The sequence below is a fragment of the Ruegeria sp. CJ3 genome (genome assembly GCF_056536725.1).
The window spans coordinates 205,281-220,598 of sequence record NZ_JBQFQE010000006.1 but is presented as its reverse complement, the minus strand read 5'-3'; the positions used below and the strand labels follow the sequence as shown (position 1 = coordinate 220,598).

Genomic DNA, 15,318 nt, shown 5'->3' with positions numbered 1-15,318 from the left:
CAGGTAAACGGGGTAAAGGCATGAGCATCCGTGACGCGGTTCTGGCGAACCTGAAAAAGATCACCGACCCGGTTTCGGGGCAGGATATCGTCAGCGCGGGTATTGTGCGTGCACTGAATGTTGAAGGTGACACCGTGCGGTTCGTGCTGGAGATCGATCCCAAACACGCCGAAAAGATGGAACCCGTCCGCGCCGCCGCCGAGCAGGCGGCGCAGATGGTGGATGGGGTTGCCAATGTCTCGGCGATGATGACGGCGCATTCGGACAAGGCCCCGCCGGATCTGAAGCCGAAGCCCAAACCTTCGCAAACCGGCCCGCAGGCAGTGCCCGGCGTGGACCGGATCATCGCTGTGGCGTCCGGTAAGGGCGGTGTCGGCAAATCGACCGTCTCGGCCAACCTGGCCTGCGCCTTGGCAGCCGAAGGGCGGCGCGTGGGTCTGCTGGACGCGGATGTCTATGGGCCGTCGCAGCCGCGGATGCTGGGCGTGTCGGGCCGTCCGGCCAGCCCGGATGGCAAGACGATCCTGCCGCTGCGCAATCATGGCGTCACGATGATGTCTATGGGCCTGATGACCAACGAAGGACAAGCGGTTGTCTGGCGTGGTCCGATGTTGATGGGCGCGTTGCAGCAGATGATGAGTCAGGTGCAATGGGGCGCGCTGGACGTGCTGATCGTCGACCTGCCGCCGGGCACCGGTGACGTGCAGTTGACGCTGAGCCAGAAGTTTCAGGTGGATGGTGCGATCGTGGTCTCGACACCGCAGGACGTGGCTTTGATCGATGCCCGAAAAGGGATCGATATGTTCAACCAGCTCAAGACGCCCATCGTTGGGATGATCGAGAATATGTCGACGCATATCTGTTCCAACTGTGGCCACGAAGAGCACGTCTTCGGCCATGGCGGCGTGGCGTCCGAGGCTGAATCGCTGGGTGTGCCGCTGTTGGGGGAAATCCCACTGCATCTGGATATCCGCGTGGCCGCCGACGGAGGGGCGCCGATCGTGGTCAGCAAACCCGACACACCGCAGGCCGAGGCTTTCCGCAAGATCGCCCGCGACCTGATTGCTAAAGGCAGCGCATGACCCAGCCGGTCTTTCCCCCGCTACTCGACGGGCACCCCGCAAAGGCCGGACAGGACCCGTTCGAGCAGGCGCAAGCCATGGCGGCGCTGGGTTGCGATGGGGGGACGGTGGTCCACAACATTCAGGCAGATCGCCTACGCGTGGCCATCGTTTTTGCGCCCGAGGTTCCGCTGCAGGACGCGATGGCGATGCTGCCGCTGTGCGCGGTCGGGTTTCAGAATGCGCTGGGCGCGCTGGCCCCGCCCGAGGTTGCGGTGCATCTGGGCTGGAATGGGCTGATCTGTGTGAACGGGGCTAAATGTGGGATGCTGAAGGTTGCCGCCTCTTCGACCCGGGCGGATGAAGTGCCCGATTGGCTGATCGTCGGCTGGGAACTGGCGCTGCTGCAGACCAGCGACGCGCCGGGGGAAAACCCGGATGTCACCGCGCTCTATGACGAAGGGTGCGCCGAGGTTTCGGCGACGCAGCTGGTCGAAAGCTGGTCGCGCCACATGCTGACCTGGCTGAACCGTTGGCAAGAGGACGGCAACGCGCCTCTGCACGCCGAATGGATGGGCCTGCTGCGTGGTGTTGGAGAGCCCATCGGCGACACCGGCGTCTTTCTGGGCACCGATGAGCGGTTCGGAATGCTGATCCGCGATGGGGCCGACACCCACCTGCGCCCGCTGACCGATTTGTTGGAGACCACCTGATGAAACTCGCCCGTGCAATCCACTTCGATGAAAGCGATATGAGTGTGTTCCATTCTCCGGCGCGGACGGGCGAGTGGTGCATTTCGGGCGGGTTCGAGTTCTCGAACTGGGGTGAGGGCGATCTTGAGGGCAAGGCGCGTCAGGCTTTTGCCAATGGCTGGCTGGGGCTGGAGACATTTGGACGCGTGACCTTTGTTGCCGTCACGCAGGTCGAACAGGCCGAGATTGACCAGATCACGCAATATCTGGCCGAGCATTTCGTGCAGTTCTACGGTGCACCTTCGGTCGAGGCCGCGATGGAGGTGGCGCAAACCGAAATCGCGCATATGGCCGAGATGTGCGAGGATCACGCGCCAAATACGCTGCTGACCGTCGCCCGCGAACTGACCGGGGCAGGGGTGCATGAGGCGTTTCGCGTGATCACCCCACAAGAGACCCAGCTTGAGGCCTTGGCCGTTCACGGGTCGCTGGACGATTAGATCAGGTCCGCGAACCCGCCAAACTGACCGCGCTTGAAGATCAACCCCTGACCGGGGCGGTGCATGACCTTGTCGACATGACCGACAAGGATCAGATGATCTCCGGCCTCATGACGGTCTGAAAGGCGGCAGTCGAACCGGGCGAGGCATTCGGCAAGCCGGGGCCGCCCGGCGTCGTCTTCCTGCCAATCCGCATGGGAAAAGTCGAACCCGTTGCGCGCGAACTGCAACGCCTGATCATGCTGATCCTGTGCCATCACGTGGATCGCGTAATGCTCGCACGTGCTGAACGCATCATACCGGTTCGAATTCCGATCCAGACACCACAAGACCAGCGGCGGATCCAGCGAGACAGAAGCGAACGAGTTCACCGTGATCGCGGCAGGTCCTTGCGCGGTATTTGTGGTAACCACCGTGACGCCGGTGCCGAAACAGCCCAAGGCCTCGCGAAAGGCAAGGCTCTGTTCAGGGCCGGGAATGAATGTCTTTTCCGTCATCGCGCGCTTATCCAATGGGCCTGTCTCAGGTGCCATGCGACGCGGGGATTGTCCACGAAAAGCTGACGCGATTTCGGGAATTTCCGATCAGTTCAGATCTTCCAGCAACCGCCCGTGTTTGCGCGTTTCCGCGATGACATCGCCAAAGGTCACCATGCCGCGTGCGCTCAGCATCGGCAGCATCCGAACCAGCGCCTCGGCGGTGGCGACGGCATCACCCAAAGCCGTGTGGCGTAGGGTTTCGGGGATTTCTATGCTCAGCCGATCACAGACCGCATCCAGCGTGTGCGTCTCGCTGGCTCCGAACAGGACCGCCGACAGCAGAACCGTGTCGAGAATGGGGTGGGTCCACTCGACCCCCATTCGGTCTGCGTGGCGGCGCAGGAAGGCCATGTCGAATGGCGCGTTATGAGCAACAATCACCGCATCGCGGGCGAATTGGTGAAAGCTTCGCCCGGCCTCTGCAATGTCCGGCGCGCCCTGAACCATCCGGTCGCTGACCTTGTGCACCTTGGTCGAGGCGGGCGGGATCGGAATGCCGGGATTGACCAGAGTGTCCAGCCGCTCACCGTCGACAATCTTGCCTTTGACGACGCGCACCGCGCCAATCTGTACGATCTCGTCTTTGTGCGGCAAAAGCCCGGTAGTTTCGGTGTCGAACACCACAAAACAAAGATCCGACAGAGGCCGATCCTCGAACGCGTCATCACCGGGTGTATCCAGAAGTTCGAAATCATAGACCAACGGGCGAGCGTCCTCGGGGGCGATCCGCGCCACGCTGTCTTCGAACACCAGCATATAGCCGGGCGCGTCGCCAAGCGGCTTCATCCGCGCCGAATAGGTCTGCCGCCCGTCAACGCTGCTGAGGCTGCAGTAGACGTCCTTGCCGGTCTTGATCAGCTTGGCATAGGCATCCGTCAGGCCCGTCGCTTCCAGATAGTCAAACAGTGAAGCGTTCAGCCGCGGATGCGCGATCTGGGCCAGAACCTCAGCCGCCTGCGCGTCATAGAGGACGATCTGGTGCTTTGGTCCGGCCAGCAACATGGCAACCGGAATTTCTGTCAGCAGCGCGGTGAGACGCTGTTTTTCCGAGGCCAGATGAGCAGTTTCTGCAGCGACGGCTTCGGCTGTGCTCATGGCGTTGGCGGCCAGCTGCTCTGCCAAGCCGGCGGCGGCGGGGGCCAGATCGCCCAAATAGCGCGCGGCCTGCAGGTCCAGATCGGTGCTGACGCCAGCATGGGCCCGGGCCCGCAACTGGGCCGAGAGCCGCTCGATCGGTTTGGCGACGTTATCATCGAACAACAGCCAGACGCCGACGATCAGGGCCAGCAGGCCGAAAGCGATCAGAATCTCGGCAAAGATATAGGCATCAATCAAGGCTGGGTTGTCGAGGCGCTTGTAGCTGATCCATAGGGCCAGCGCGCTGATGATCAGCCCACCCGCTGCCAGCAGTAAGAAGAACAGAAATACCCTCAGGCGCAGGCTCAGGTGGTTGAGCATCGTCAGACTCCGCAGGTTGCCTCGATTACGGGATCATTGGCTGGGGCCTCGATCCAGTCGGCGTTCACAAGACGTCCGTCATCGGCGAATTCCGCCCCGTCGGCCAGATTGGCACGGCTGTTATCGGCGCAGTTGACCGCGACAGGGATCATGGATCGGGGGGCCCAGCGGCCAAAGAAATAGAGATCGACCAGCCGTTCGTCCGGTACTTTGTTGTTGGTGCGCACCGATACGGTGTCGATGGCGGCGAACCGGTCGACGAAGGGCACCGCGTATGTCCAGGGGCGATAGAGGGCGCGGCTTTCGACCTCTTGCACGATTTCCAGCCCTTCGGGCAACGTGTCGACGGTGCGGCCATACCACGAATATTCGCTCGAGATGGTCATGCCGATCATCCCGATACCGGCGGCGACCGGAGCGGCCCATTTGGGCAGGCGGCCTCCGGTCAGCTTGTTCAGCACCATGACGAGCCCCGCAAACGCGAAGCCCGCGAAAACCGTGCCGATCAGTTCCAGAAACATCGTGTCTCTCCGTTCTTGCGAAGGGTCTTAGCCCAGCATTCCTTTGCCGTGGCCCACCGCCGATTGCATTGTCTTTACCACCACGAAGGCATCGCGCAGATGACTTCGCTCAAAATCCGACAGCTCGGATGGCGGCAGATAGTTGTCCGGCGCCGCACCCGATTTGACCAGCCGAACCTGATGCTCCAGCCGGGTTTCGGCGATCAGGTCATAGGCATCCAGAAGGTCGCGCGCGCCCGATGCGCTCAACACGCCCGCCGCCTCGGCTGCGCTGAGGCGGGCGCGGGTGTTGGCCTCGGTCAGCCGCCCCTGAAGGCTGTAGACCCGGGCCAGATCGACGACCGGAACCACGCCGTTATGCTTGAGGTCCAGCGTATTGCGATGCTCGCCCGAGCGGATCGTGGCGAAACCGCGCAGCAGGCCCAGAGGCGGCGTGTGTTTCAGCGAGTTCGAAACCATATGCGCCACAAAGATCGAGTTCGCATTGGCGGCTGCCAGCGTATCCGTCTGCAGATCGGTGAACAGCGCAAAGGTGCCGCCGATGGGACGCAGGTCGAACATGACCGAGGCCAGCATCTGTGCCTCGGGGTTGGGCTTGGCGATCCAGCCCTTGAAATAGTCGCGCCACACGCGCACCGGCTGGCACCAGCGCGAGTTGGTCGCCATCATATCGCCGGGGCAATAGAAATACCCGCACGTATCCAGCCCGTCCGAGACGAACTTGGCCAGCTCGGCGAAATAGGGCATCTGGGCCTCGGTCACGCTGTCATCCAGCATCAGGCAGTTGTCCTGATCGGACACGCCTGTCTGTTCCTGCCGACCCTGTGATCCGCAGGCCAGCCACAGATAAGGCACCGGCGGCGGGCCCAACTTGGCCTCGGCCAATGCCAACAGGCGGCGGGTCGCGGTGTCTGCTATGTCTGTGATCAGGCGGGTGACGATCTCGTGCCGGTTACCGCCCGCCACAAGCTGCACCAGCAGTTGCGGGATCTCGGCGGTGACGACGGCCATTTCCGTGGCTGTATCCGCTCGCGCGATCCGGCGCACCAGTTCGGCAGAGCTGACAGCCTGATAATGGGTCAGGTCGGTCTGTGTGACCATGCCGACCAGCCGACCGCCCTCGGCGATGGGAATATGGCCGATGCCGCGTTCCATCATCACATGCAGAACGTCCGAGCCGATATCTGACGGTGACAGGGTGATCGGATTGCGGGTCATGATGGCCGAAACTGGGGTTTCTGCAGGCATGGCGTCAGCCACGTATTTGCCCGAGATGTCACGCAGGGTCGCAATACCCCGCAGGGCATCGCCTTCTGTGACGCACAGCGATGAGATATGGCGGTCGCGCATGATCTGCGCGGCAGTCTGGACCGGGGTGTCGGGCGGGCAGGTGGCGGGGTTGCGGGCCATCAGGATATCGACCGCGCTGGTGGCCAGACTGTGCGGCCCGGCACGGTTGACGCGGGTCCGATTGAAGAATTTCGAAACGACATCATGCCCGGCAATCAGGTCCCGCACCAGATCGGGGGGCAGCACGATCAGGACCGAGGGCGTATGCGCCTGTGCTTTGGTCGCAGCCTTGCCATCCTTCAGAAGGCCGCGTTCGCCAAACGAATTGCGCAAACCCAGATGGGATACTACGGCGCCGTTTTCATCCGTTATTTCGATCTGTCCTTCATAGATGACAAACACGCCGGGCATGGCGTGGCCCAGCTCGTATACCGACGCACCTTCGTCGATTTCCCAGACATCGATCTGCTTGGCCAGATCGTCCAGCGCCTCGGCTGGCAGCGAATCGTAGGGGTGGACGGATTTCAGAAACCGCGTGATCTCGTCATGGGACAGGGGCATGGGGTGTCTCCGGGGTTCTGAATGAAAAATCCCGCCCGGTGGAATGCCGGGCGGGAACAGTGGATCGAAAAATGCGGTCAGAGGCAAGGGCCGCCGACCGCATTAAACTCAGTGATCCTGAGCTGCGCCCGCACCACGGGGAATGCGGATGCTTTCGACCATATCTTTGATCTCCTGCGGGGTCTCCTTGGTCGCGCCTGCAACAAAGTAGGCGACGGCGAAGTTGACCATGGCACCGATTGCGCCGAACGAGGTCGACTTGATCGGACCCAGCAGCGGATCAGCATCGGTGAACGAGTTGGTGCCCGGAATGAACAGCCAGCCCTTGTGCAGGAAGATGTAGACCAGTGTGACGGTCAGACCAGCCAGCATACCAGCAACCGCGCCGGTGTTGTTGATGCGGGTCGAGAAGATCCCCATCATCAGCGCCGGGAAGATCGAGGCAGCCGCCAGACCGAACGCCAGAGCAACAGTCTGCGCCGCGAAGCCCGGAGGATTCAGACCCAGATAGGTTGCCACAACGATGGCCACAGCCATTGCGATCCGTGCCGACAGAAGCTCGCCTTTTTCCGAGATCTGCGGGTTGATCGCGCCCTTGATAAGGTCGTGGGACACAGCCGACGAGATCGCCAGCAACAGGCCAGCAGCGGTCGACAGAGCAGCAGCAAGACCACCGGCCGCGACCAGACCGATCACCCAACCCGGCAGGTTGGCAATCTCGGGGTTGGCCAGAACCAGGATGTCACGGTTGAACTTGGTCAGTTCGTTGCCCGCCCAGCCTTTTTCCTCGGCAATCGCGTTCAGAGCGTCCGACTTGTCGTTGTAGTACTGGATTTTGCCGTCGCCGTTCTTGTCTTCCCAGTCCAGCAGACCGGTTTTCTGCCACGTGGCCATCCAGTCATAGCGCGGATCGGTGTCGATTTCCTCGACCGAGACAGCGCCACCTTCGATGCCGCCATTGGGCCACATCATGTCACTGATGTTCAGACGGGCCATTGCGCCAACCGCAGGGGCGGTCAGGTACAGCAGCGCGATGAAGACCAGCGCCCAGCCAGCGGACCAACGTGCGTCAGACACTTTCGGCACGGTGAAGAAGCGCATGATCACGTGCGGCAGACCGGCGGTACCGATCATCAGCGACAGCGTGAACAGCACCATGTTCAGCGTGTTCGAATGGTGTGTCGTGTACTCGTTGAAGCCCAGCTCGGTCACGATGGCATCCAGCTTGGTCAGCAAGGGCTCACCGCTGGCGGTGTCACCGAACAGACCCAGTGCCGGAACCGGGGTGCCGGTCAGCTGCAGCGAGATGAAGATCGCCGGGATGGTGTAGGCGGTGATCAGCACGCAGTACTGAGCGACCTGAGTGTAGGTCACGCCTTTCATCCCACCAAACACCGCGTAGGCGAACACAACGGCAGCACCGATCAGCAGGCCCGAGGTGTTGGACACTTCGAGGAAGCGGCCAAAGGCCACGCCAACGCCGGTCATCTGACCAATCACGTAGGTCACCGATGCGACGATCAGACAGATCACGGCCACGATACGGGCTGTCTGGCTATAGAAGCGGTCGCCGATGAATTCCGAGACGGTGAATTTGCCGAACTTACGCAGGTAAGGCGCAAGCAGCAGCGCCAGCAGCACGTAGCCGCCGGTCCAACCCATCAGGAAGGTCGAGTTGTCATAGCCGGTAAAGGCAATCAGGCCCGCCATCGAGATGAACGAGGCCGCAGACATCCAGTCTGCCGCTGTCGCCATACCGTTGGTGACCGGGTGAACGCCGCGACCGGCGGCGTAGAATTCCGATGTGGAACCCGCACGGGCCCAGATCGCGATGCCGATGTACAGCGCAAAGGACGCGCCGACAAACAGCAGGTTGATGGTAAACTGGTCCATGCTGTTACTCCTCGTCGACGCCGTATTCAGCGTCCAGCTTGTTCATGCGCCAGGCGTAGTTGAAGATCAGCACCAGAAAGACCAGGATCGATCCTTGCTGAGCGAACCAAAAGCCCAGATCTGTACCTCCGACGGAGATGCCCGACAGCAGCGGACGCAGCAGAATGCCGAATCCAAACGACACCAGCGCCCATATTACGAGGCTGATGTAGATAAGACGCAGGTTGGCCTGCCAATAGCCCTTATCGGACTCGGCAGCCTGCGCAGAGTTGGTTGAATTATCCGCCATCGCGGGTTCCTCCTTGCTTGCTCGTTTGGCGGCCCGTGCCCAATCCTCCAGTGCAGTGGGCCGCTTCTCGATTGTGCCCGACGTCCCGTGACGTCGGACGAAACTCCTCTGTTCCGCCAAGGCGGTCCATTGAAGTATTCTCTTTCAGGATCAAAGCCTTAAAGGGCCTCTCTCCTCCCCTTAGCTCATGACCTCGCCCACAAGGTCTTGCAGGTTGCGGGCGATGTCGTCGATTTGTCCCATGGCGTCTGTCCGTTTCAGAACGCCCTGTGAGTGGTAGTAATCAATCAGCGGCGCGGTCTGCGCGTGATAGGCCTCAAGCCGCGAGGCCACGGTTTCCGCGTTGTCATCCGCGCGGCGCTTGAACTCGGTATGACCGCATTTGTCGCATTGGCCTTCGACGACGGGCTGCTTGAACGTGTCGTGAAACCCTTCGCCGCAGCCAGCGCAGGTGTAACGGCCTGAAATCCGCGTCACCATCTCGGCATCCTCGACCTCGAGGCTGATGGCGGCACCGATCTTCTGATCGCTTGAGGCCAGCAACCCGTCCAGCGCCTGAGCCTGAACGGTGGTGCGCGGAAAGCCATCCAGAATGACGCCTTTGGTACAATCCGGTTCGGCCATGCGGTCGCGCAGGATGGCGATCACGATGTCGTCGCTGACCAGATCACCGGCTTCCATTACGGCCTTGGCGGCGTTGCCCGCGTCGGTGCCCGCGGCGACAGCGTCGCGCAGCAGATCGCCGGTGCTGAGCTGAACCAGTCCGAACTGATCTTCCAGCATACGGGCTTGTGTGCCCTTCCCGGCGCCCGGAGGGCCGAGAAGGATCAGAACGGCGGGAGCGGTGGTGGCTGTTGCGTCCATCACACCCTCACTTATTCGCGCGGTTCTTGATCAGATCGTCGACAACCGACGGATCGGCCAATGTCGAGGTATCGCCCAGTGAACCAAAGTCGTTCTCGGCGATCTTGCGCAGGATACGACGCATGATCTTGCCCGAGCGGGTCTTGGGCAGACCCGGCGACCACTGGATCACGTCGGGGCTGGCAATCGGGCCGATCTCGGTCCGGACCCATGTGCGCAGCTCTTTCAGCAACTCATCCGAAGGCTCGCGATCATTCATCAGAGTGACATAGCAATAGATACCTTGTCCTTTGATTTCATGGGGATAACCCACAACGGCGGCCTCGGCCACGGCGGCATGGGCAACCAGCGCGCTTTCCACCTCGGCAGTCCCCATACGGTGACCCGAGACGTTGATCACGTCATCGACTCGGCCGGTAATCCAATAGTCGCCATCTTCGTCGCGACGGCAGCCGTCACCGGTGAAGTAGTAGCCTTTGTAATCCGAGAAATATGTCTTCTCGAACCGCTCATGATCGCCCCAGACGGTGCGCATCTGGCCAGGCCAGCTGTCCTTGATGCATAGAACGCCCTCGACGCCGTTGCCGTTGATCTCGACACCCGATTGCGGGTCCAGAACCACCGGCTGCACGCCGAAGAACGGTTTCTGAGCCGCGCCGGGCTTCAACGCGTGCGCGCCGGGCAGGGGAGTCATCATGTGACCGCCGGTCTCGGTCTGCCACCACGTGTCGACGATGGGGCATTTGCCCTTGCCAATCACGTCGTTGTACCAGTTCCAGGCTTCGGGGTTGATCGGTTCACCCACGGTACCCAGCAGGCGCAGATCGCTCAGGTCGTGCTTTTCGACCCATTCGTTGCCCTGACCCATCAGGGCGCGGATCGCGGTGGGGGCGGTGTAGAACTGATTGACCTTATGCTTGGCGCAGACCTCCCAGAAACGACCAGCGTCGGGATAGGTCGGCACGCCTTCGAACATCAGCGTGGTCGCACCATTGGCCAACGGGCCATAGACGATATAGCTGTGGCCAGTGACCCAGCCCACATCGGCGGTGCACCAGTAGATATCGCCCTCGTGGTAATCAAAGCTGATCTGATGCGTCAGCGAGGCATAAACCAGATAGCCGCCGCTTGTGTGCACGACACCCTTGGGCTGACCGGTCGAGCCTGAGGTATACAGGATGAACAGCGGGTCCTCGGCGTTCATTTCGGCCGGGGCGCAATAGTCGTCGGCCTCAAGCGCCATTTCATTGTAGTCGTAGTCGCGGTTGGCGATCCATGTGGTCTGGTCACCTGTGCGCTTGACCACCAGACACTTCACAGTGTCCTTGCAGTGCAGCAGCGCCGCGTCAGTGTTCGATTTCAGTGGCGTTTTGCGGCCGCCACGCGGGGCGTGGTCGGCGGTGATGACGACCTTGGCATCGCAACCGTTGATCCGTGCTGCCAGCGCATCGGGTGAGAACCCGGCGAAAACGATCGAGTGGATGGCACCGATGCGGGCGCAGGCCAGCATGGCATAGGCCGCCTCGGGGATCATCGGCAGGTAGATGATTACGCGGTCGCCCTTGCGCACACCCATTGATTCCAGAATGTTGGCCATCCGGCAGGTGCGGCGGTGCAACTCGGCATAGGTGATGTGCTGCGCCTCATCGTTGGGATCGTCGGGTTCCCAGATGATCGCGGTCTGGTCGCCGCGCGTTTTCAGATGGCGGTCCAGGCAGTTGGCCGAGACGTTCAGCGTTCCGTCCGCATACCACTTGATCCCGACCGAGCCGAAATCATAGCTGACATCCTTGACCTGTGTGTAAGGCTTAATCCAGTCGATCCGCTTGCCTTGCTCACCCCAGAAGCCCTCGGGGTCGTTGATCGAGGCGGCGTACATATCCGCGTATTTGTCGGCATCGACATGGGCGCGGGCCACGGTCTCTGCGGATGGCGGATATACTTTGGCATCTGCCTGGGCAGCGGTAGTCATTGTTGAGGCTCCTCCCTCTGGACTGGATTGTGTTGGTTCGACACTGCCCTTGGGTCAGGCCATGTCGTTCCTGCGTCCTCCCCACGCCGGATAATACGGAGTTCGGAAAAGAAATAAATAAATTGCCGTAATGTCAGCATTTGTTTGTAAATAAATTTCAGGATTCGCATGTATTTTGTAAATAAATGTAGGCTGAATTGAAAATATCTTTGTTAATCAATGCTTAAATTGTAACGCGCTTCAGGCCCTCATGGATCGTAGTCGAGCTGTTGCCAGTCCATACCCGTCGTCACCGCCCGGATCGGGGTGGCCGGACGCGGGGGTTGGCACATTCGGGGTGACGCGCTAGCTTCAACCTCAAGCGCCCCGGGAAGGGGCGCATCAAAGGGAGAAATCACTATGAACAAGATGTTGAGCGGCGCAGCCGTCGCCGCCCTGAGCATGGCGTTTGTCACCGAGGCCGCGGCGACCGAGTGGAGCGCCTCGGTCTGGGGAAAACGCCGGGCCTTTACCGAGCATGTGGAAAAGTTGGCCGAGTTGGTCAGCGAGAAAACCGACGGCGAGTTCACCATCAATGTCAGCTATGGCGGATTGTCCAAGCCCCGCGAAAATCTGGACGGGATTGAGATCGGCGCGTTCGAGATGGCCCAGTTCTGCGCGGGCTATCACCGCGACAAGAACCGGGCGATCACCGTTCTTGAACTGCCGTTCCTTGGAGTGAACACGCTGGACGAAGAAGTGGCCGTCAGTCATGCCGTCTATGATCATCCGGCGGTTAAGGACGAGATGGCGCAATGGAATGCGCGCATCATCATGACCTCGCCCATGCCGCAGTATAATCTTGTCGGCACCGGCGACGCACGTGACAAGCTGACCGATTTCGAAGGGATGCGGGTGCGCGCCACCGGCGGTCTGGGTCAGGCGTTCGAGGCGGTCGGAGGTGTACCCACATCCGTCCCTGCGACCGAGGCTTACAACGCCATGGAATCCGGTGTCGTCGACACGGTGGCGTTCGCCCAGCACGCACATCTGTCCTTCGGCACCATCAACGAGGCCGACTGGTGGACTGCCAACCTGAACCCCGGCACGGTGAATTGCCCGGTCGTTGTGAATATCGACGCCTATGACGCGTTGTCCGACGATCACCGCGCAGCGCTGGACAGCTCGATTGACGAGGCCATTGCGCATTATCTGGCCAACTACGGCGGCCTGCTTGAACAGTGGGACGGTGTTCTGGCCGAGAAGGGCGTCGAGAAGGTCATGATCGACGACGCCGTGATCGCCGAATTCCGCGCCAAGGCTGCTGATCCGATCCGCGAAAAGTGGATCGCGGATATGGCAGCACAGGGCTTGCCCGCGCAGGAACTCTATGACCTTGTTCAGGCGACCCTGCAGCAGCAGCGCGGCGGCAACTGATCGTCTGGCCGGGGGCCTCATGCGGGTGCCCGGCCTCATCGACAGATAAAGGAACACGGGGATGGCAGGACATGCCACGGTGCTGGAGGATAGTAGCCTTCTCAGCCGGCTGGACCGCGGTCTGCTGCGGGTCGAGCGGGCCCTGGCGCTGATCAGCGGGCTTGCGGTTTTCGGGTTGATGGTGCTCGCGGTCGTGTCGGTCAGCGGGCGCAATGCGCTAAACGCCCCCTTGCCGGGCTACGTGGATTGGATCGAGCAGGCGATGCCGCTGATCGCCTTTCTGGGTATCTCATACGTGCAGCGCGATGGCGGGCATATCCGTATGGATATCGTGATCTCGCGGCTGAAGGGCAGGGCGCTATGGCTGTTCGAACTGATCTCGGTCCTGCTGATACTGGTACTGATGCTGGCGCTGGTCTGGGGCAGTTGGTCCCATTTCGACCGGTCCTTCGATTTCACAGCCCCGCTCTGGAGCCGCGACAGTTCCATCGACATCGGTATCCCGATCTGGCCCGCCAAGCTATTGGCTCCGGTTGCTTTCTCGGTGCTGAGCGCGCGACTGATCCTTCAGGTCTGGGGCTATGGTCGCGCTTTTGTTCTGGGTGTCGAGCACCCGGTTGCCGTGCCGCTTATACAGGATGCGGCCGCTCAGGCCGCAGCCGAGGCCGAGCAGTACGAAGGGCGCAGTTGACCAATGGACACGATTGAAATCGGCCTCTGGGTCACGGGCGGGTTGCTGGTGCTTGTGGTCACCGGAATGCGTGTGGCCTTTGCGGCGGGGCTTGCGGGGTTGGTGGGGCTGGTCTGGATCTTCTGGGCCAAGTTCGGTTATGACCCGGGCCGCTTTGGCAAGGCGCTGACCATCGGGATCAAGACGGCGGGGCAGGTGCCCCATTCCAAGGTGGCCTCGCACACGCTTAGCCTGATCCCGACCTTCATCCTGATCGGATATCTGGCGTACTATGCTGGACTTACGCGTGCGCTGTTCGAGGCCGCGAAGCGTTGGATCGCCTGGGTTCCCGGCGGGTTGGCGGTGTCGACCATCTTCGCAACTGCAGGGTTTGCAGCGGTGTCGGGCGCGTCGGTTGCAACCTCTGCCGTCTTCGCCCGGATCGCCATCCCCGAGATGCTGGCAGTGGGCTACAACAAGCGCTTCGCCGCCGGAGTGGTGGCGGCTGGCGGCACGCTGGCCTCGCTGATCCCGCCCTCCGCAATCCTGGTCATCTACGCCATCATCGTCGAGCAGGATGTCGGTAAGCTGCTGCTGGCCGGGTTTATCCCGGGCGCGTTTTCGGCGGTGATTTACGGCCTGCTGATCGTGGGGATTGCCGTGATCTTCAAGTCCGTGGGGCCGCCGGTAACGGGCTTCAGCTGGAAACAGCGCCTGGCGGCCCTGCCGGGTGCCTTTCCAATCGTGGCCGTGATCCTGATTATCATCTGCTTCGTCTACAATCCGTTTGGCGATCAGGCCTGGGGCACCCCGACCGAGGGCGGCGCAATCGGGGCCTTCATCGTATTCTGCTTTGCCCTGATCCACGGGATGCGCTGGCCCGAGTTCAAGTCGGCCCTGCTCGAGACTGCCAAACTGACCGCGATGATCTTTGCGATCATCTGGGGCGTGCTGATCTACGTGCGGTTTCTCGGCTTTGCGGATTTGCCCGGGGCGTTTTCCGACTGGATCACCTCGCTTGAAATGTCGCCGATGCTGATCCTGATCTGCATCCTGCTGGCCTACGCCGTGCTGGGTATGTTCATGGACGCAATCGGAATGCTGCTGCTGACCCTGCCAGTCGTCTATCCCGCGGTCATGGCACTGAACGGCGGCGAAACGGTCAGCGCCGCAGAAAGTGCCTTTGGCATGTCGGGCCCGATGTGCGCGATCTGGTTCGGAATACTGGTGGTCAAAATGGCCGAGTTCTGCCTGATCACCCCGCCCATCGGCCTGAACTGTTTCGTTGTCGCGGGGGTCAGGCCCGACCTCAGCGTGCAGGACGTGTTCAAAGGGGTCACACCATTCTTCATCGCGGACGCCCTCACCATCGCGCTGCTTGTGGTTTTCCCGGGCATTGTCCTCTACCTGCCATCCCTGGCCGGATAGGGTCGACGTTTTGCGAGGCTCTGCCTCGCGCTCCGGGATATTTTTAGCCAGATGAAGTAATGGATCCTTAACCAATCCGCGGGAGATTTCATCTGCGGTACAGGCGGGGACGCCGATGACCGCGCCAGGTGAAGCTCTCCGACATCATGGTCGGAGAGCGGATT

General features: G+C 61.3%; 14 protein-coding genes. 6 read left to right on the top strand and 8 right to left on the bottom strand.

Going from position 1 to position 15,318, the window contains the following annotated elements; translation table 11 throughout:
- Nucleotides 1-20 precede the first annotated feature (20 nt).
- The 3 genes from ACR0J1_RS13080 to ACR0J1_RS13070 are packed head-to-tail and all read left to right on the top strand — an operon-like array spanning nt 21 to nt 2,253.
- Entirely contained in the window at nt 21-1,082 is a 1,062-nt protein-coding gene (locus ACR0J1_RS13080) for an Mrp/NBP35 family ATP-binding protein (RefSeq protein WP_480733250.1), read from the top strand.
- Complete coding sequence (locus tag ACR0J1_RS13075; protein ID WP_480733249.1) at nt 1,079-1,774, top strand: biotin/lipoate--protein ligase family protein; 696 nt, start codon at nt 1,079-1,081, stop codon at nt 1,772-1,774. The genes ACR0J1_RS13080 and ACR0J1_RS13075 overlap by 4 nt, the downstream gene beginning before the upstream one ends.
- Nucleotides 1,774-2,253 carry a DUF6505 family protein gene (locus tag ACR0J1_RS13070; protein ID WP_480733248.1) on the top strand — a complete coding sequence of 160 codons (480 nt, stop codon included), beginning with the start codon at nt 1,774-1,776 and terminating at the stop codon, nt 2,251-2,253. Before ACR0J1_RS13075 ends, ACR0J1_RS13070 begins: the two co-directional genes overlap by 1 nt.
- Here ACR0J1_RS13070 and ACR0J1_RS13065 read toward each other — a convergent pair.
- The 8 genes from ACR0J1_RS13065 to acs all read right to left on the bottom strand — a co-directional run bounded on the left by ACR0J1_RS13065 (nt 2,250) and on the right by acs (nt 11,640).
- Nucleotides 2,250-2,750, bottom strand: coding sequence for a flavin reductase family protein (locus ACR0J1_RS13065; protein ID WP_480733247.1), 501 nt, complete (start codon nt 2,748-2,750; stop codon nt 2,250-2,252). The genes ACR0J1_RS13070 and ACR0J1_RS13065 overlap by 4 nt on opposite strands.
- Nucleotides 2,751-2,837: 87 nt before the next feature.
- Nucleotides 2,838-4,250: a 3'-5' exonuclease gene (locus ACR0J1_RS13060; protein ID WP_480733246.1), complete on the bottom strand. Its 1,413-nt coding sequence runs from the start codon at nt 4,248-4,250 to the stop codon at nt 2,838-2,840.
- A 2-nt stretch (nt 4,251-4,252) separates the two neighbouring features.
- Entirely contained in the window at nt 4,253-4,771 is a 519-nt protein-coding gene (locus tag ACR0J1_RS13055) for a hypothetical protein (RefSeq protein WP_480733245.1), read from the bottom strand.
- A 27-nt stretch (nt 4,772-4,798) separates the two neighbouring features.
- Nucleotides 4,799-6,622, bottom strand: coding sequence for a DUF294 nucleotidyltransferase-like domain-containing protein (locus ACR0J1_RS13050; protein ID WP_480733244.1), 1,824 nt, complete (start codon nt 6,620-6,622; stop codon nt 4,799-4,801).
- A gap of 108 nt (nt 6,623-6,730) precedes the next feature.
- The gene (locus ACR0J1_RS13045) at nt 6,731-8,515 is read right to left on the bottom strand and encodes a sodium:solute symporter family protein (protein ID WP_480733243.1); all 1,785 of its coding nucleotides are present in this window, start codon (nt 8,513-8,515) and stop codon (nt 6,731-6,733) included.
- Between the two features lie 4 nt (nt 8,516-8,519).
- Nucleotides 8,520-8,804: a DUF4212 domain-containing protein gene (locus tag ACR0J1_RS13040; protein WP_480733242.1), complete on the bottom strand. Its 285-nt coding sequence runs from the start codon at nt 8,802-8,804 to the stop codon at nt 8,520-8,522.
- Nucleotides 8,805-8,984: 180 nt separating this feature from the next.
- Nucleotides 8,985-9,668: an adenylate kinase gene (locus tag ACR0J1_RS13035; protein ID WP_480733241.1), complete on the bottom strand. Its 684-nt coding sequence runs from the start codon at nt 9,666-9,668 to the stop codon at nt 8,985-8,987.
- A gap of 7 nt (nt 9,669-9,675) precedes the next feature.
- Complete coding sequence (gene acs / locus ACR0J1_RS13030) at nt 9,676-11,640, bottom strand: acetate--CoA ligase (protein WP_480733240.1); 1,965 nt, start codon at nt 11,638-11,640, stop codon at nt 9,676-9,678.
- Between the two features lie 399 nt (nt 11,641-12,039).
- On the opposite strand from acs, the gene ACR0J1_RS13025 reads away from it, so the two are divergent.
- The 3 genes from ACR0J1_RS13025 (at nt 12,040) to ACR0J1_RS13015 (ending at nt 15,154) form a co-directional block, all read left to right on the top strand.
- The gene (locus ACR0J1_RS13025; protein WP_480733239.1) at nt 12,040-13,056 is read left to right on the top strand and encodes a C4-dicarboxylate TRAP transporter substrate-binding protein; all 1,017 of its coding nucleotides are present in this window, start codon (nt 12,040-12,042) and stop codon (nt 13,054-13,056) included.
- A 61-nt stretch (nt 13,057-13,117) separates the two neighbouring features.
- Nucleotides 13,118-13,747 (top strand): TRAP transporter small permease subunit, encoded by a 630-nt coding sequence (locus ACR0J1_RS13020; RefSeq protein ID WP_480733238.1) that lies wholly within the window; start codon nt 13,118-13,120, stop codon nt 13,745-13,747.
- A 3-nt stretch (nt 13,748-13,750) separates the two neighbouring features.
- The gene (locus tag ACR0J1_RS13015) at nt 13,751-15,154 is read left to right on the top strand and encodes a TRAP transporter large permease (RefSeq protein ID WP_480733236.1); all 1,404 of its coding nucleotides are present in this window, start codon (nt 13,751-13,753) and stop codon (nt 15,152-15,154) included.
- Nucleotides 15,155-15,318: the final 164 nt, after the last annotated feature.